The organism is Psychrobacter immobilis (assembly GCF_003148585.1).
In the GTDB taxonomy this organism is placed as follows: domain Bacteria; phylum Pseudomonadota; class Gammaproteobacteria; order Pseudomonadales; family Moraxellaceae; genus Psychrobacter; species Psychrobacter immobilis.
In genome coordinates this window covers 57,931-75,377 of record NZ_QGGM01000013.1, presented here as the reverse complement: position 1 = coordinate 75,377, position 17,447 = coordinate 57,931, and the positions used below count along the sequence as shown (strand labels likewise).

Below are 17,447 nucleotides of genomic sequence, written 5' to 3'. Positions count from 1 at the left end.
TTAATACGAGATTGTCATAAATTTTTTTTAAATATAATAATCAGCCATAACTTCCTAGGCCAACTACATGACTCCTATATACACTGCATTGGCTGTACTGGTTACTTTTATTTGGGGTGTAAACTTTACCTTTATTGCATGGGGACTTGAAAGCTTTCCACCGCTAATGCTCACCGCCCTGCGTTTTTTCTTTACCGCTGTGCCACTGGTTTTTTTTCTAAAACCGCCCAAATTTAACCGTACATTACTTATCTATGCTATCGGTACGTTTGTCATGCAGTATGCTTTTGTATTTACTGCCATGCACTTAGGGGCATCAGCAGGATTGACGGCATTATTGCTACAAATTCAAATTTTTATTACCGTATTGTTGGCGTATTTTATACTGGGTGAGGCAGTGAGTCGCATGCAAATCATCGGTATGCTGGTCGGTGTGCTAGGGCTTAGCGTCATCGCGTTGAACCTTGGTGGTGATATGCCTCTGGCTGGGTTTGTCTGTATCTTGATTGCTGCCATAGGCTGGAGCTTTGGTAACATTGCTTCAAAACAGGCGTCAACACAAGCGACGCAGCAAGGATCAGACGGGGCTATTATTCCGTCTAATACTGAAAGGAATAAGGCATCCGCGTTGTCTGCTCTCGCTCTCGTGGTTTGGGGTGGTCTGATCGCTTGCGTGATTTTAACTCTATCTTCTCTCATATTTGAGACCGAGGCATGGCAGCTGGCGACGTTTAACGAGGCATCGCTTAAGTCTTGGTTATCACTTGGGTTTATCGTGTATGTCTCAACGCTGATAGGATTTGGACTGTGGGCGCATCTGCTTAGTCAAAATACGGCTTCTAAGGTTATGCCGTTTGCTCTATTGGTGCCAGTATTCGGTATGACAACCTCAGTGCTGCTTACAGGAGAGGTCGTGACATGGTGGAAGATGCTGGCAATGATATTGATATTGTCGGGGTTGGTGCTAGCGAATATAAAAATGAAACTGGGAAGAAAGCGCCAGCCAATATGATGTTAGCTGTTCTTATTCCTATAACAGCGCTTACGGTAAATAAAAATAAAAATCCAAAAGCTCATAGCCGAAAGTTCAAGTCCTCACTAGGATACCGAACCTTCGTATCTAGCATCAGTATGTCGACTTCTTTGATATGACTATCTAAGATAAAACCTACACTGTTTAATCTTTAGCGCTGTCTACCCAAGAAAACTCTTCTAAGATACGCATCCATTGGTCGTCTAATTTAGCTTTTAGCAATAACGGCTCACCAGTGACAGGATGGCTGAGCGCTAAAGTCTGAGCATGCAGCAGCATGCGCGTACAATCATAGTGAGTACGAAAAAATCGTGTGTGCCGTATATCACCGTGGCTGGTATCACCCACGATATGATGGAATACATGTCGCATGTGCCGACGCAGCTGATGCTTACGCCCAGTCTCGGGTGTCAAGCGCACAAGACTATAGCGGCTCGTGTCATGCTTTTTTGATACGGCAAATGGTAGCTCGATTTGTGCCAAACTTTGCCAATGGGTCACCGCCTCTTGAGCGGATTTGTCCAAATCAGCAAACTTATCGGCGATGGCATCGGGTTGAAAGCTCAACGCATAATCAACGGTGCCTTGTTCTGACATATAGCCGCGCACCACGGCTAAATACTGCTTGGTAACTTTGTGTTCAGTAAAAGCCTCGCCAAGGCTGCGCGCCACGGCTGAGCTCTTGGCAAACAATAATACGCCCGATGTGGGCTTGTCTAACCTATGCACCGGAAATACATGACAACCTACCGCATCACGGGTGAGCTGCATGGCAAAGCGCGTCTCGCCTTTATCCAGCCAACTGCGATGCACCAATAGACCTGCCTCTTTATTAATTGCCACCAGAAATTCATCTTCATAGATTATTTCTATTTGACTAGCGATTTGATTGGCGGTGCCGCTTTCGATATCCATGTTCTCATTGTCCATACTGTAGATACTATAATTATATAAGTGACTGATATTTTTCTATTTTGTTATTCACAAAAAAATCCTTCGCTATCTTATTCGTACCAGATAGCGAAGGACTTGGTGTAAAAAGCAACTGATTGATAATAAAATTATTAAAATCAAATACTTATATTACTCAACAGTCACTGATTTAGCAAGGTTACGTGGCTGATCGACATCAGTACCGCGCATTACGGCGACATGGTATGACAACAGCTGTACGGGTACGCTGTAGACGATAGGGGCAAGCGTTTCACAAACATCGGGCACATAGACCACATGTAATCTGTCTTCTGCGACCATTTGACTAGATTCGCTGGCAAAAACGAACAGCTCACCATGACGCGCGTGTACTTCTTGCATATTGGCTTTTAGCTTATCAAACATGCTGTCTTTTGGCGCTAGTACGACGATGGGCATGTCTTTATCGACCAATGCCAATGGACCGTGTTTCAGCTCGCCTGCGGCATAACCTTCGGCGTGGATATAAGAGATTTCTTTCAGCTTTAACGCGCCTTCTAGCGCTATTGGAAACTGCAAACCACGACCTAAGAACAAGCAGCTCTTTTTATACTCAAAATGCTCACTCATGGCTTTGATAGGTGCATCGAGGTTTAAGCTGGCATGTAGTTGACCACGTAGCTCTTGTAATTGACCAAGCAAGGTACTCAGGTTTACGCCAGTCATGCGTTCTTGAACGACACCCACTTTTAAGACCACTAGCATTAAAGCGGCGAGCTGAGTGGTGAATGCTTTGGTAGAAGCAACACCAATCTCGGGACCAGCAAGCGTTGGTAAAAAGATATCCGTCTCACGTACCAAAGACGATGTCGGTACGTTGCATAATGCTAAGCTAACTAGATCTGCTGGCGTGTGCTTTTGAATATCACGTAGCGCCGATAATGTGTCTGCCGTTTCGCCAGATTGAGAAATACAAATGACAAGTGTGTTGTCGATGACGACAGGATTGCGATAGCGAAATTCACTAGCGACTTCAACGGAACAAGGCACACGAATCAGGCTCTCAAACCAATATTTTGCGACCAAGCCTGAGTGGTAACTGGTACCACAAGCGATGACTTGGACATGCTTAATGCCTTTTAATTGCGCTTCATGACGCTGTAAAAAATCATCGCGCAGTTTAGACGGCTCATCGCTATCTACAGCCATCTCAACAGTACGGGCAACCGCGTCTGGCTGCTCATAGATTTCTTTGAGCATATAATGCTTAAATTCACCTTTATCCGCATTGTGCTGTGCCGCATCAATTTCATGTATCTGACGTTTTACTTCGACACCATCGGCATAAACCTGAATGCTACTGCGCGTCAATTTGGCGATATCACCTTCTTCAAGGTACATAAAGCGATTGGTGACCGGTAGTAGGGCTAATTGATCAGAAGCAATAAAATTCTCACCGATACCCACACCAATCACTAGTGGAGAGCCTAAACGAACAGTAATCAGCTCTTCTGGGCAGTCGATATGTAGAATACCAAGGGCAAATGCGCCATGTAATAACGGAATAACGGCACGAACCGCTTCTAGTAAATCAGGCGTTGTTTTGTAGATATCATTGATTAGATGAGCGACGACTTCGGTATCGGTCTGCGACGTAAATACGTAACCTTTAGCAATCAATTCTTCTTTTAATTCGGCATAGTTTTCAACGATACCATTATGTACTACAGCGATTTTTCCTGATACGTGCGGATGGGCATTACGCTGTGCCGGCTCGCCATGGGTGGCCCAGCGTGTATGCGCAATACCAATATGACCATCGAAAAATTCAGGATTGACTGCCACAGCATCGACCAATGCTTGCACTTTACCCACTTGGCGCTCGCGATGGAGTTCGCCATCACGAATGACAGTCAGACCAGCAGAGTCATAACCACGGTATTCTAGGCGTTTAAGGCCTTCAAGTAAGATATTGGCAATATTCCGCTCAGCAACTGCTCCAACGATTCCACACATAATTATTCCTTAAATTTTATGTTCTCATACCATGTGATTTTGAAAGTTGCCAACACATGGATAATCATTAATCTGTAAATATAAATAAGCAGCACCACAAATTATTGTCGTACTGCTTTAGTGGTTTTACCATCATTTTATCGAGTCAACTATCAGCGCCGCCTTTATTTTTTGGTTGGACGCTGAAAGTCATTTTTTTGTGTTTGGCGCGCACGGCCAAAGGCTAAGGCGCTATCATCGACGTCTTTGGTAATCACTGAGCCTGCCGCAACCGTAGCGGTATCACCAATGGTAACTGGCGCAACCAAGCTGGCGTTAGAGCCAATAAAGGCATTGTCTTCGATGATGGTTTGCGATTTATTGACGCCGTCGTAATTACAGGTAATCACGCCCGCACCGATATTGACATTTGTTCCAACCGTCGCATCACCCACATAACTTAGATGATTGACCTTGCTACCTTGACCGATAGTCGATTTCTTAATCTCGACAAAATTACCTACTTTACTGTTATTAGACAAAACAGTATCAGGGCGTAAATGGGCGAAAGGTCCAATATCGACGCCGTTACCAATGTGCGCACTGTCAATGACGCAGTACGGCTTTAGGTGACAGGCATTACCAATGTGCGCATTTTTAATCACACAGCCAGCTTCGATATAAACGTTGTCACCTAAGACACAATCACCCTCAAACACAACGCCCACATCGACGAATACATCTTGGCCTGCGATCAAGCTGCCACGAATATCAACGCGCGTCGGATCGGCAAACTGGACGCCAGCTTCTTGCAGGTCAGCAACCAACTTACCTTGCCACGTACGCTCCAAGCTGGCAAGCTGTTGGCGGTTATTGACGCCTTCAATCTCAAAGCTATGTTCAGGCTCGATGGCGACAATATTGATGCCTTCAGCAACCGCCATCTTAACAATATCGGTGAGATAGTATTCTTGCTGCGCATTGTCGTTAGACAGCTTTGGCAGATATTTATGCAATAATGCATTATCAACGCAGTAAATACCGCTATTAATCTCTTGGATCTTTTGTTCATCGGCGTTGGCATCTTTTTGCTCAACGATGGCTTCAATATTGCCCTCTTTATCGCGTTTGATACGACCAAGACCAAATGGGTTGTCTACTGTTAGCGTCAACATCGACATACCATCAGTATTGGCAAGTTTTAAAGCTGTTAACGTCTGGCAGCTGACCAATGGCACATCACCATATAAAATCAGACTTTGGCCTTCTTTTGGTAACTCAGATAGGGTGACTTTTACTGCATGGCCCGTACCTAACTGCTCAGTCTGGGCAACCCACGTAATCGGCAAATGCGCATATTGCTCATTAATGTCTGCTTGGACTTGTTCGCCGCCAAAACCATGGACAATAATGGTGTCATCAACGGTCAATTGATGACAAGTATCAAGCACATGACCCAATAATGACTTGCCAGCCAGTGTCTGTAGTACTTTTGGCTTGGCTGATTGCATACGCGTGCCTTTACCAGCCGCGAGGATAATTACTGAAAGAGGAGCTGTCATAGTATTCCTAAAAAAGAGCCTACAAATGTAACAAAATATAATTCTGAATTATAACGCAAATTACGATTTAACTAAAACGCTATGTCGTGACATCTTTGTAAACTGATTATGACATTAGCTGTCTATAGATATAAATTAAACAGCAGGCGTTCAGAAAATCTAACCGCTAAATAGGTGAGCGATATAAAAGGCGATAAAGTAGAATTATTTATGGTAAAAACATTTATTTGAGGTTTAAAGGACAAACTTAAGATTAAAAGCTAAAAGAGAAGATAAAGGTATAAATAATCACCCAAACGGCTGCCGCCATCACTCCCGCAATAATATCGTCGAGCATAATACCCAGACCGCCCGCGACTTTTTTATCTGCCCAGCCAATCGGCGGCGGCTTAATAATGTCAAAAAAGCGAAATAGTATAAAGGCAATAATGATGGCTAAGATAGTAGGTATTTGAGTGAAATTTTGCCAAAAACTACCGTTGGCGATACCCATATAAGATAGCGGCAGGAGGGTAAGCCACATACCAGCCCACTCATCCCAAACGATGTGCGGGTTATCGTGACCGCCCATCAGCTCTGAGGTACGACCGCATATCGCATTACCAAGCAAACAAGCTAAAATGGTAATCATCAAAAACGGCACAAAGCCTAGGCTTAATAATGGTATCGCAACGATTAAAGCGCCAACCGTACCCCAAGTGCCGGGTGCACGGCGCGGCAGACCGCTACCTAGACCGATACCAAGCCAATAAACCAAACGATCAAACGCGCTGGCATTGGCGGGTAGAGGCGGGCAATCATTGGCTTGTCGGATATCAGGCTTAGATAGGTTGTGATCAATCATGGGTTAACCTGCAAAATGTTGGTAACCCGTCAGATTGGGCCAAGTAGTAAAGGGGGCGGGATGCGTCGGTGTGACTGCTAGGCCTTGATAAAAAATCTCGGGTCGTACATTTTTAGCAGTATCTGCCTTGTTTGCGGCTATGACTTCACCGATACAGGTCACAGGCGTGTCGCTATTATTATCAATCGGTGGCTCGATATGGGCAGGCAAGGTAAAAGCCAGCTCATAATCATCGCCGCCCGCCAACTGACATAATAAGCGTTCAGATAGACCAACGCTTGATAATGCTTTACTGGTAGGCAGATGCTCAAGGTGGATGCGCATACCAACGGCACTTTGCTCACAGATATGCCCAAGGTCTTGATACAGACCATCAGAGATATCTATCATCGAAGTTGCGCCAATTGTTGCCACTGCTGCCCCTAAGGCAATACGCGGCGTTGGCATATGCAGCCGATGGGCAAGCTCAATACCGATAGCAGTATTAGGATGCTGTAGCGCATAAGCAGCATCGCCAAGCGACCCTGAGACATAGATTTTATCGCCGACTTGCGCGCCTGAGCGGTAGACAGCCGGAATGTTTGCAGCCAGTAATCCTTGCGCGCTGACACTAAGCACTAATCTATCACTGCGCGTGGTATCACCGCCAATAAGCGTGATACCAAATAGCTGGCAGGCGTGAAATAAACCTTTGGCAAATTCAGTCAGCCATTGCTCATTCGCCAAACGCTCAGGTAAGGCCAATGCCAATAGAATACTATGCGGCGTTGCGCCCATCGCGGCAATGTCTGAGACATTCACTGCGACCGCTTTATAGCCGATTTGAAAGGCTAATTCGTTTACGTCATTCCAATCAGCGCTAAAGTGCCGCCCTTGAACGAGGGTATCAATACAGCTAACCAAGTGTGCACCTGCAGGCAGGCTCATTACCGCCGCATCATCACCAATGCCTTTTTCGATATTGTGTGCTTCGGCAGTGTTGGACAATGACGGTGCAGCTTGCATTTGCGCAAATATACGCTCAATCAGCTCAAATTCGTTCATGGCTAGTCTTTATTGTTTTCATTAGGAGTAACAAGGTTTGAATCATGTAAGCCTACGTCAGCTGCGTCACTATTCTCATCTTTGCTAACCCCATTAGTAGCCCCATTTTTTTCTAAAGAGTTTTCTTCTAAAGCGCTTTCTTCTGCAGATTTGTCATTAACGATATTATTTGGCGTTTCATTTTTTGCGGCGTCGTTTTTCTTATTGATCTTATAGTCCATAATATTTGCTAGAGCTTTACTCGCGCTATTGCGTTTAACACTGGCATTATTGGCACTGATACGCGGTTTGTTCGAAGCAGTTGACGTACTATCGACATCAGATTCAGTAGTGCTTTCGCTAGCTTCTTCAACAGCAGTAGATTGAGCTTCAGTCTGCTTAGTATTTGCTTGAGTCGCCGCTTTTTGTGAGGTGCGTAGATTGGCTTTGCTGTCGGCTTCGACTTCAAGCGCGCGCAATTCAATCGCCATTTTATCAAGGACGGCATTAATCAATTTATGCGCGTCAGTAGCGCCGAAATGATTGTTTAGCTTCATCGCTTCATCAAGCACGACTTTATACGGAATCTCTAAGCGGTTTTGTAGCTCATACGCCCCAATCAATAAAATGGCATGTTCGACGGTATCGAGTTTGTCGATGTCACGATCAAGGTGCTGACTGATTAGCGCATCGAGAGCGTCAATCTGCTCTGGAATATCGCGCATCATTTCATGATAGTAGCCGATATGAACGGTATGCATGGCATTGGTCGCGCGCGTACGGGCAGCGATATCATGCGGCGCATTGTCCTTCCAGCCAAGCTTGCCATCGATATCAAAACGGCGATCGGTAACCAACCACTCATATAGGCCTTGCATCGCAAAGCGACGAGCCTTACGCACAGCGGTGTGGCTAGTCTTATAAGTCGTTTCACTCATATCAAAGGTTTGCTCACCCGCGCTGCTGCTCGCGATACGAGTAGCTTCAGCTTGTGCATCATTGGCTTGGGCGGTTTGTGCAGCGTTAATGGCGCGCTTGAGTTGGTCAGTCATAGGGGGTCTATACCTAGTTGCTAAGATAAAAAGTTTTTAAGATAAAAAGTTTTAAAATAAAATGTTAAATAGTAGTTAGCTGGCAGGCTTTGCCAGTCGAGTTTTGTAGCGTACTTGGTAACAGTCTTTGTAACACTGACGCTGTGGCTCTCGATAAAAACGAAAGCTCATAAGAACCACAGCGCTCATTAAATAACAAACAGCCTATCAAATGATGGCTTGATTAAGCGTCTTCACTGTCATCTTCAATATCTAACTGTGATAGTACAGCAAGCATTTCCAGTACAACCATTGCCGCTTCTGAGCCTTTGTTACCCGCTTTTGTGCCAGCACGCTCAATCGCTTGCTCAATGCTGTCAGTGGTCAAGACGCCATTGGCAACTGGGATATTATAATCCATAGCTACCGCGCTTAAGCCTTTTGCAGATTCGCTTGCAACGAAATCAAAATGCGGTGTGCTACCACGGATAATCGCACCTAAAGCAACGATGGCATCAAAGCGATCAGACTCAGCGGCGCGCTGTGCAACCAATGGCAATTCAAAAGCACCAGGCACGCGGATAACGGTAATGTTGCTACCCAATACACCATGACGTAGTAGCGCATCAATTGCACCATCTACCAATGACTCAACGACAAAACCGTTAAAACGACCGACGACGATACCAATGCGGGCATCTTCATTTTGATGTAAATTGCCATCGATATGGGTAATATCATTGCGCTGCTGTTGTAAATTTGACATAAGAAAATCCTTTGGGTAAGTAGCGTTTAAAACAAAATTTTTATGTAAAATCTCGATTGTTTTCAATAGTTAACTGAAAAAAATAAATAAGTAGCGCTATGATACCATTTTTTGCATAGGCATTGATATTTTAGCAATCTTAAAGACGCATCTGTATGCCTTGCGCGGCCATATATGCTTTGGCCTCTTGCACGGTATATTCGCCAAAGTGAAAAATGCTGGCCGCAAGTACGGCATCGACTCCGCCTTCTAATACGCCTTCTGCTAAATGTTGTAAGTTACCAACGCCGCCCGAAGCAATGACGGGCACATTCACACGGCTGGTAATCTGCTTCATTAAAGCCAAATCATAGCCTTTTTTGGTGCCGTCACCATCCATTGAGGTCACCAATAATTCGCCAGCGCCGAGAGCAGCCATTTTACTTGCCCAAGCAACCGCATCAATACCGGTTGGCTTACGACCACCGTGGGTGAAAATCTCCCAACGCGGTACGATAACGCCATCGACCGTTATATCTGCAACGCGTTTGGCATCGATAGCCACGACGATACATTGATTACCAAATTTCTGTGCCGCCTCCCCAACGAACTCAGGGGTAAATACCGCTGCTGAATTAATCGCTACTTTATCCGCGCCTGCATTGAGCAAATTACGAATATCAGCGATTTTACGCACACCGCCGCCGACCGTTAGTGGCACAAACACGGTTTCAGCCATACGCTCAACGGTATGATAAGTGGTATCGCGCTCATCATTGGTCGCGGTAATGTCTAAAAAAGTAATCTCATCGGCGCCTTGCTCGTTATAGCGTTTGGCGACTTCAACCGGGTCACCTGCGTCTTTGATATCGACAAATTGCACGCCTTTGACCACACGGCCATTATCCACATCCAAACAAGGAATGATACGCTTTGCTAACATAGGGTCTTTCACCTTATAATCAATTTATCCGTAAGCGCTAGTCTAGCAAAATCGCCGCCATATCAGGCAGCTTTTCGCAAGATTATTATGCTTTTAACCAAAGTTTGCTCATGCGCGGTACAATCACTGTCATTACCGTCGATATTTATCCTATTTACCTTCTTTTAATTGCCATAAGTGAGATGTCATGTCCGTCTATACCCAGTTAACCGATGACCAGTTTGCCGCTTTTTGCCAGCGTTTTGGCGTGTCATTTGCGCGTGCCATTCCGATTACCCAAGGTATCAAAAACTCTAACTGGTTTATTCAGACGACTGATGATGTAGATGGCGCGCACTCTTATGTATTTACTTTATTTGAAGAGCGTCCACCAGAAGACATCGAAAAAATGGCGGTTATCCTTAATCAACTGGATGGTAAATTGCCAGTCGCTGCGCCGTTAGCATTGCTTGATTTAGGCGCTGATAGCGCAGAAAAAGGCTATGTCATACGCTATGACAATAAAGCGATTACCTTAGTGCCTTGTCTAGCTGGCGCGCATCCACAGCAGACGACGCAAGCGATGTGTTATGAGATTGGCGCCGCTTTAGCCATGCTGCATGAGACCTTACAAGCATTACAGCCTGCGGAAGAATATGGCGTGCCTTTATACCCATGGGCGGAAGTACGCGACCGTGAAATGCAGTTTATGCCGGGTGACGAAGCCAAGCTCATGAGCGATATTTGGCAGTCATATAGCGAATTACCGCTTGCGACGTTGCCAAAAGGCTTATGCCATTTAGACATGTTCGCTGATAATACCTTATGGGACTTATCGTTAAGTAATAGCCAAAAAGGCGCAGCGCGTTTAACGGGATTGTTAGACTTTACCGAAGTCAGCGTCGAGCATTATGTGATGGATATTGCCATTACCATTAATGATTTTTGTACGACGTGGGGCGATGCCGAGCAAGGCGAAACCGTCAATTTTGATCGCAGTAAAATGGCGGCTTTTTTGCAAGGCTATGAGTCAAAACGTCAGCTTGGCGAAGATGAAAAACGCGCTTTACCAGTGATGCTCGCCAAGGCGGCGGTGATTTTTTGGCTATTGCGTTTAAACGTTATCCACTATAACCGTACCGAAGGTCGCACTGGCGATAATATCATGGTCAAAAACCCTGACCTGATGAAACGCTTAGCGGCTTATCATTGGTCACATGTTGAAAAAGAACAAAATACGGTATTCGTGCTTGAACACGCACGCTGTAAAGACGATGATAAAAACAACGATGTCGAAGATATTAAATTAATCGGCGTATTTGCTACTGAGCAACAAGCGCAAGCCGCTATCAACCAATTAAAATCACAACCCGGTTTTAAAGAGTACCCAAACGGTTTCCATATTGATGCTTATCCGTTAAATCAAATTAACTGGTCATCAGGTTTTGACTTCTATTAAATCCATCTGTATTAACAAGATATTTAACTGTTTAAAAGGAATTTACCATGACCGATCAAGTTGCTAACTGGCACAAACTGGCGCGCTACGATACCAATATGCAAGGCGAGCTGCATGCCAATCTGCTGCGTAACAATGGCATTACGGTGTCACTGCAACCGCTGAGTGCCATGCCCGGTATGAATTCTGGGATTGTGCTGTGGATACAAGATACGGATTTGGCGCATGCGCAGCGTATTTTGGCGAATATCGATACCGATGGGGCCACGCCTTATGAGATGTTTGATGAAGTGTCAGAAGCTACTCTAAACCCTACTTTAAATTCTGCAAAAGACAACAACGGCGGTGAAGTATAAATGTGTCAACTCTTAGGAATGAACTGTAATACCCCAACCGATATTGGTTTTAGCTTTGCAGGGTTTCGCCGTCGCGGCGGCATGACCGACAGTCATGAAGATGGCTTTGGTATTGCGTTTTTTGAGCGCAGTGAATGCGCCAATAATGATAAAACCGCCAATGCTTCGACTGGTTTGCGACTGTTTCATGACAATCATCCGAGCCATCTATCGCCCGTGGCTGATTTGGTGAATAATTATCCGATTAAAGCCATGAACGTCATCGCCCACATTCGTAAAGCGACCCAAGGGCAGAATTGTTTGGCAAACACCCATCCTTTTGTCCGCGAAGTCTGGGGTGAGCAGTGGGTATTTGCGCACAATGGGCAAATGAATAGCGAATTTATCAAACGCTGTCAGCGCTTGCAAGACAACGGCAATGCCTCACATTGCCAGCCAGTCGGTTCAACCGATTCTGAGATGGCGTTTTGCTACCTTGTTAATCGTTTAAAAAGTAGCTTTAAATCGCGTCCTGATGACCAAACGCTGTTTAATTTTTTGACCACCCAATGTCGTTATTTATCTGCCAATGGCTTGTTTAATTGCTTGATATCGAATGGTAGCTGGCAATTGGCTTATGCGGGGAGTTTATTGTTTTATCTCACGCGTCAAGCGCCGTTTGGCGAGGCGAAGTTGGCAGATGATGATTTGGCCATTAACTTTGGCGATGTGACGACAGATACGGATAAAGTCACGATATTGGTCACCGTGCCATTGACTGAAAATGAAAAGTGGCAACAGTTAGCCGTCAATGAATGCTTGATATTCCAAGATGGCGATGTCATTTATAAAGACAGTCCAAGCCAGCGTAAGTTTTTAACCATTGACGAAGGCATTGCGGTAGCACGGGCGGTTGGGGCGAGTGTTTAGAATTGGCAAGTATTTAACGTTGATTAAATATCAGTTAGATATAAGCGCCACAACAGCGCTTAAATTTCTCACCCGAGCCACAAATACAGGGCTGTTTCTGGCTGACGGACATAGAAACAGTTGGGTCGAGGAAGTACCAACGCGCATTATTACTGTTTTTGTCTGTTACTTTTACAAAGGCAGATAACTCATGATGTGCTTGCAAGTTCTCATTGGTCTTAAAATAAGCTTTAAATTCAACCTGCGCATGACGTTTACCCAACTTCGGCGTGTGCGTGACAATTTCTAATCCTGCCCAGTCCGTCTCCTTTGCCCAATTCTCAATAGCTTTTATATCGAGCAAATTTTGCTGTGCGGGTATTGTAGTCTTGACGATATAGTTTGGCTTGACCAACACAAACGCACTATAACGCGTGCGCATTAATCGCTTAGCAGTTTCTGCTTTTATGCCGTCAGCTTCTTTATTTAAAAGTCCGTCATGATAAGGCTGACAGCAGTCTTGATAAAGTAGCGGTGCGCCGATAGCATCTGAGACTGGATTGATTTGGCAAGGGCAGATTGGTAGGGAAATTGACATTATTTACTCGTGTATTATTCATTTTTTAACGGTTCTATAAATTTTAATTGAGCCAGTTTTTTATCAATTCTGGCCATAGTCCCAGTTTAAGCTTTGCCCAAGGTTCGGGGTCACGCAGCTGCTGCCAAAACTCAGCAAATGGCGGCGCAAAATATACCAAGAGCGCAAGGATGACGTACAGGAGCAGATACCACCATTTATCTTTATGCTGATAAAACTTCATCGCTGTACCTGATGAGCGCTTCATTTTCATATTCGATAAGTTAACACTATATAGCTCGTCCAATGTTAAATGCACTAGCGCGCCACCGAATAAAAATAAACCGTAAAACCAGCTTGCCGTCAGTGGAAGGTGCAAGACGTAGTAGCTTAAATAAGTCAGCCCCAAACCCAAAATTGCCATATAAGGCACGGAGTGAATCACACCGCGATGCACGGTCATGTTGGTAAAAATAGAGAAAACCACATAACGCATAAAGCCGTAGCCTGCTAGCCATAATGCAATCAGGGCGAGCAAACTCAGTTCACTGCGCCAATGCATGACCAAACCAAAGGCAAAAATAAATGAGGTGATATTAAAGCCAAGTTTAATCGGTGTCGAATTATCAGAATCCAAATCAGGCAGCAGCCCACCGATAGTGCCGAGCGCCACGCAAACTAAAAACCCCGAATCATCAATCAATCCCGCTTTATAAACCGTCAAACTGAGCGTACCACTGACCATGAATGCAACATTCAGGTGGGTGTTAAAATTTGCCATAAAAACTCATCAATAAATAGCGCGCGAAACGATTGTTTCGAGGCGTTTGCCTAGCGGTAAAAAAGCGCACCATAATAGCATAGCGCAGCCAAACGTCTAATAGATAAGGCTCGTATGCCGCGACCGGTTTACCCACTACCTTTGATTCTAATATTTCTTTGGAAAATATATTGATACTTAATAATAGAGCGTTAAACCCTTGTTACGTTTACGATTATGCCACGATTTGACAACGTCTAGACGTTAACAAAGCGCCGCCGTTTTGTTATGGTAAAAGAGCGTTATTGTTAAGTCCTAAAGAGTCGCTTAGCTATTTTGTTAACTCAACTTTATATTGTATTGTGTCAAATAATAACGATTTTGAATGCAACTCGTACAATCATCTATCTAGCCACCAATCCTCAGCATAAACCTATAACCGTTTAGGCTTAGGATCTATAACAACGATAAGGAAGCTACCATGAGTGATATTTTTAATGTAAAAGACACCATTACGGTCGATGGCAAGGAACATGCCTATTACAGTTTGCCAAAGCTGACCGAAACTTTCGAGCACATCAGCAAATTGCCATTTTGCATGAAAATCGTCTTAGAAAACCTATTACGTAATGAAGATGATGGTCAATCTGTCGGCAAAAACCATATCGAAGCGGTTGCTAACTGGGATGCAGGCGCAGAAGCGTCAAAAGAGATCGCCTTTATGCCAGCCCGTGTGGTCTTACAAGATTTTACGGGTGTACCGTCAGTTGTCGATTTGGCAGCGATGCGTGATGCCGTAGTAGAGCTTGGCGGTCGTGCTGAGCAAATTAACCCATTTATCCCGAGTGAATTGGTTGTCGATCACTCTGTACAAGTCGATGCTTATGGCCGAGAAGATGCACTAGACTTGAACGAAAAAATTGAATTTAAACGTAACAATGAACGTTATGAATTCCTGCATTGGGGTCGTAATGCGTTTAAAAACTTTGTGGTCGTACCACCAGCGACGGGTATTGTGCATCAAGTTAACCTTGAATACTTAGCTCGTGTTGTAATGGCTGCTGATGTCAATGTTGATGGTAAAAGCGAGTTGACGGCTTATCCTGATACGGTATTTGGTACTGACAGCCACACGACGATGATTAATGGTATTGGCGTGCTTGGTTGGGGTGTCGGCGGTATTGAAGCGGAAGCGGCAATGCTTGGTCAACCGTCATCAATGCTGATTCCACAAGTGGTCGGCTTTGAGCTAAAAGGTAAACTCACTGAAGGCGTTACTGCGACGGATTTGGTATTGCGTGTGGTTGAAATGCTACGTGCGCATGGTGTGGTTGGTAAATTCGTTGAGTTTTATGGCGAAGGCTTACACAGTATGCCACTGGCGGATCGTGCGACGATTGCCAATATGTCACCAGAATATGGGGCAACCTGTGGTATTTTCCCGATTGACCAAATGGCGATTGATTATTTGCGTCTATCAGGTCGTGAAGAAAGCCAGATTGAGTTGGTCGAAAAGTATGCCAAGGCGCAAGGCTTATGGCACGATGCCGATACGCCAGCAGCGACTTATTCAAGTAAATTAGAGCTAGATTTATCATCAGTACAGCCCGCACTTGCCGGTCCGAACTTGCCACAGCAGCGTATCAATTTATCCGATATGCACGAAAAATTTGGCGAAGCTTTAGAAAAAATGACCAAAGACCGCAAGTCAGAAGTCGAAGGCAAGGTACGCTTTGATGAAGAAGGCGGCGAGCAAGAGCAAGCGGATAGACTCTATGCTAAGCCTAATGTTTTCTCTGACGTCAATATCGATGATAAGAGCCATAAATTGCGTGATGGTTCTGTCGTTATCGCAGCGATTACCTCATGTACCAATACCTCAAACCCTGCGGTGATGATTGGCGCGGGCTTGGTGGCGAAAAAAGCCGCTGCAAAAGGTCTAAAAGCCAAGCCTTGGGTCAAAACCTCATTGGCACCCGGTTCGAAAGTCGTCACCGATTATCTTGAAAAATCTAAGCTAATGGACGAGCTTGAAAAAACAGGCTTCTATTTAGTGGGTTATGGTTGTACCACTTGTATCGGTAACTCAGGACCGCTCTTAGAGTCGATTGAAAAAGGTATCGAAGAAAAAGACTTAGTCGCTGCTGCCGTGTTGTCAGGTAACCGTAACTTTGAAGGTCGTATCCACTCGCACGTAAAAGCCAGTTATTTGGCGTCACCACCACTCGTAGTTGCTTATGCACTAGCCGGGACAGTGGATATTGACCTGACCACGCAGCCGTTAGGACAAGATCAAGATGGCAATGACGTATTTTTAAAAGATATTTGGCCAACGTCAGATGAGATCAATGAGCTGATTGCCAATAATATCGATGCGGATATGTTCCGCAAAAATTACGGCGAAGTGTTTGACGGTAGTGCCGCATGGAACGCTATTAGCTCAGCCGATAGCCAGTTGTATCCGTGGAGCGAAGCGTCTACTTATATCAAAAACCCGCCGTTCTTTGATGGTATGACCATGGAGCCAGAAGGTATTCCTGATATCGAAGGCGCGCGTATCTTGGGTCTGTTCGGCGATTCAATCACCACTGACCATATCTCACCAGCGGGTAATATCGATCCAGACTCGCCAGCAGGTAAGTACTTGCAAGCGCGCGGTGTAATGCAAGCCGACTTCAATAGCTATGGCTCACGCCGTGGTAATGACGCGGTAATGACGCGCGGTACTTTCGCCAATATCCGTATCAAAAATACCATGATGGCTGGCAAAGAGGGCGGTTATACCTATTACTTTAACGGTGATAGCGCCACGCTTCAAGACGGCGAAGAAATGGCGATTTATGATGCGGCAATGAAGTATAAAGAAGATAAGCGTCCGCTCGTGGTACTTGGCGGTGCAGAATATGGTTCTGGTTCTAGCCGTGACTGGGCAGCGAAGGGTACGATTTTGCTTGGCGTAAAAGCAGTATTGACTAGCTCGTTCGAACGTATTCACCGCTCAAACCTCGTCGGTATGGGTGTGTTGCCATTGACCTTTAAAGACGGTGAAAATGCAGAAACTTATAATCTAGACGGCTCTGAAGTGCTTAGCATCACTGGTCTAGATAATGGCGAAAGCAAGACCGCCAAAGTTACGGCTACACGTGCCGATGGTTCGTCTGAGAGCTTTGATGTCAATGTCATGCTACAGACGCCAAAAGAGCGCGAGTACGTGCGTCATGGTGGTGTATTGCACTATGTGCTACGTCAGTTAGCTGCTGAGAGCAAAAACGCAGCGTAATAGTCAATTGAGCTTAGTATGACAAAAAGCCCAACCCCAGTCAAAGTAGGGGATTGGGCT

Annotated in this window: 15 protein-coding genes; 5 read left to right on the top strand and 10 right to left on the bottom strand. The window is 45.1% G+C overall.

Going from position 1 to position 17,447, the window contains the following annotated elements:
• The first annotated feature begins 67 nt into the window (after positions 1–67).
• Complete coding sequence (locus C8D84_RS10650) at positions 68–1,012, top strand: EamA family transporter (protein WP_109592026.1); 945 nt, start codon at positions 68–70, stop codon at positions 1,010–1,012.
• A 165-nt stretch (positions 1,013–1,177) separates the two neighbouring features.
• On the opposite strand, the gene truC is transcribed toward C8D84_RS10650, so the two are convergent.
• From truC to hisF, 8 genes are all read right to left on the bottom strand, one after another.
• A complete protein-coding gene (gene truC, locus C8D84_RS10645) occupies positions 1,178–1,948 on the bottom strand; it encodes a tRNA pseudouridine(65) synthase TruC (protein WP_109592024.1) in 771 nt (256 codons plus the stop codon).
• A gap of 168 nt (positions 1,949–2,116) precedes the next feature.
• Entirely contained in the window at positions 2,117–3,961 is a 1,845-nt protein-coding gene (glmS, locus tag C8D84_RS10640) for a glutamine--fructose-6-phosphate transaminase (isomerizing) (RefSeq protein ID WP_109592022.1), read from the bottom strand.
• A gap of 164 nt (positions 3,962–4,125) precedes the next feature.
• Entirely contained in the window at positions 4,126–5,502 is a 1,377-nt protein-coding gene (gene glmU / locus C8D84_RS10635) for a bifunctional UDP-N-acetylglucosamine diphosphorylase/glucosamine-1-phosphate N-acetyltransferase GlmU (protein WP_109592020.1), read from the bottom strand.
• A gap of 253 nt (positions 5,503–5,755) precedes the next feature.
• The gene (locus C8D84_RS10630; RefSeq protein WP_109592018.1) at positions 5,756–6,346 is read right to left on the bottom strand and encodes a phosphatidylglycerophosphatase A family protein; all 591 of its coding nucleotides are present in this window, start codon (positions 6,344–6,346) and stop codon (positions 5,756–5,758) included.
• Between the two features lie 3 nt (positions 6,347–6,349).
• Positions 6,350–7,390, bottom strand: a complete 1,041-nt coding sequence (gene thiL, locus C8D84_RS10625; protein WP_109592016.1) for a thiamine-phosphate kinase — start codon at positions 7,388–7,390, stop codon at positions 6,350–6,352.
• A gap of 2 nt (positions 7,391–7,392) precedes the next feature.
• Positions 7,393–8,421 carry a transcription antitermination factor NusB gene (nusB, locus tag C8D84_RS10620; RefSeq protein ID WP_109592014.1) on the bottom strand — a complete coding sequence of 343 codons (1,029 nt, stop codon included), beginning with the start codon at positions 8,419–8,421 and terminating at the stop codon, positions 7,393–7,395.
• A 223-nt stretch (positions 8,422–8,644) separates the two neighbouring features.
• Positions 8,645–9,166 (bottom strand): 6,7-dimethyl-8-ribityllumazine synthase, encoded by a 522-nt coding sequence (ribH, locus tag C8D84_RS10615; protein ID WP_109592012.1) that lies wholly within the window; start codon positions 9,164–9,166, stop codon positions 8,645–8,647.
• A 139-nt stretch (positions 9,167–9,305) separates the two neighbouring features.
• Positions 9,306–10,088, bottom strand: a complete 783-nt coding sequence (gene hisF, locus C8D84_RS10610; protein WP_109592010.1) for an imidazole glycerol phosphate synthase subunit HisF — start codon at positions 10,086–10,088, stop codon at positions 9,306–9,308.
• 187 nt (positions 10,089–10,275) lie between these two features.
• On the opposite strand from hisF, the gene C8D84_RS10605 reads away from it, so the two are divergent.
• Genes C8D84_RS10605 through C8D84_RS10595 form a run of 3 tightly spaced genes read left to right on the top strand, consistent with a single transcriptional unit; the run spans position 10,276 to position 12,791 of the window.
• Positions 10,276–11,526, top strand: coding sequence for a homoserine kinase (locus C8D84_RS10605; RefSeq protein ID WP_109592008.1), 1,251 nt, complete (start codon positions 10,276–10,278; stop codon positions 11,524–11,526).
• A gap of 47 nt (positions 11,527–11,573) precedes the next feature.
• Positions 11,574–11,882 carry a hypothetical protein gene (locus C8D84_RS10600; RefSeq protein ID WP_225211599.1) on the top strand — a complete coding sequence of 103 codons (309 nt, stop codon included), beginning with the start codon at positions 11,574–11,576 and terminating at the stop codon, positions 11,880–11,882.
• Positions 11,883–12,791, top strand: a complete 909-nt coding sequence (locus C8D84_RS10595) for a class II glutamine amidotransferase (RefSeq protein ID WP_109592006.1) — start codon at positions 11,883–11,885, stop codon at positions 12,789–12,791.
• A gap of 34 nt (positions 12,792–12,825) precedes the next feature.
• On the opposite strand, the gene C8D84_RS10590 is transcribed toward C8D84_RS10595, so the two are convergent.
• Positions 12,826–13,368, bottom strand: a complete 543-nt coding sequence (locus tag C8D84_RS10590) for a YchJ family protein (protein ID WP_109592004.1) — start codon at positions 13,366–13,368, stop codon at positions 12,826–12,828.
• A 43-nt stretch (positions 13,369–13,411) separates the two neighbouring features.
• On the bottom strand, positions 13,412–14,128 hold the full coding sequence (locus C8D84_RS10585) for a metal-dependent hydrolase (protein ID WP_109592002.1): 717 nt from the start codon (positions 14,126–14,128) through the stop codon (positions 13,412–13,414).
• A gap of 460 nt (positions 14,129–14,588) precedes the next feature.
• Here C8D84_RS10585 and acnA point away from each other — a divergent pair, with 460 nt between their 5' ends.
• On the top strand, positions 14,589–17,387 hold the full coding sequence (gene acnA / locus C8D84_RS10580; protein ID WP_109592000.1) for an aconitate hydratase AcnA: 2,799 nt from the start codon (positions 14,589–14,591) through the stop codon (positions 17,385–17,387).
• Positions 17,388–17,447: the final 60 nt, after the last annotated feature.

Coding starts and splice junctions, on each gene's coding strand:
- glmU (WP_109592020.1), bottom strand. CDS start 5,502: ATGACAGCTCCTCTTTCAGTAATTATCCTCGCGGCTGGTAAAGGCACG.
- hisF (WP_109592010.1), bottom strand. CDS start 10,088: ATGTTAGCAAAGCGTATCATTCCTTGTTTGGATGTGGATAATGGCCGT.
- C8D84_RS10650 (WP_109592026.1), top strand. CDS start 68: ATGACTCCTATATACACTGCATTGGCTGTACTGGTTACTTTTATTTGG.
- C8D84_RS10595 (WP_109592006.1), top strand. CDS start 11,883: ATGTGTCAACTCTTAGGAATGAACTGTAATACCCCAACCGATATTGGT.
- nusB (WP_109592014.1), bottom strand. CDS start 8,421: ATGACTGACCAACTCAAGCGCGCCATTAACGCTGCACAAACCGCCCAA.
- C8D84_RS10630 (WP_109592018.1), bottom strand. CDS start 6,346: ATGATTGATCACAACCTATCTAAGCCTGATATCCGACAAGCCAATGAT.
- C8D84_RS10600 (WP_225211599.1), top strand. CDS start 11,574: ATGACCGATCAAGTTGCTAACTGGCACAAACTGGCGCGCTACGATACC.
- truC (WP_109592024.1), bottom strand. CDS start 1,948: ATGGATATCGAAAGCGGCACCGCCAATCAAATCGCTAGTCAAATAGAA.
- C8D84_RS10605 (WP_109592008.1), top strand. CDS start 10,276: ATGTCCGTCTATACCCAGTTAACCGATGACCAGTTTGCCGCTTTTTGC.
- ribH (WP_109592012.1), bottom strand. CDS start 9,166: ATGTCAAATTTACAACAGCAGCGCAATGATATTACCCATATCGATGGC.
- glmS (WP_109592022.1), bottom strand. CDS start 3,961: ATGTGTGGAATCGTTGGAGCAGTTGCTGAGCGGAATATTGCCAATATC.
- thiL (WP_109592016.1), bottom strand. CDS start 7,390: ATGAACGAATTTGAGCTGATTGAGCGTATATTTGCGCAAATGCAAGCT.
- C8D84_RS10590 (WP_109592004.1), bottom strand. CDS start 13,368: ATGTCAATTTCCCTACCAATCTGCCCTTGCCAAATCAATCCAGTCTCA.
- C8D84_RS10585 (WP_109592002.1), bottom strand. CDS start 14,128: ATGGCAAATTTTAACACCCACCTGAATGTTGCATTCATGGTCAGTGGT.
- acnA (WP_109592000.1), top strand. CDS start 14,589: ATGAGTGATATTTTTAATGTAAAAGACACCATTACGGTCGATGGCAAG.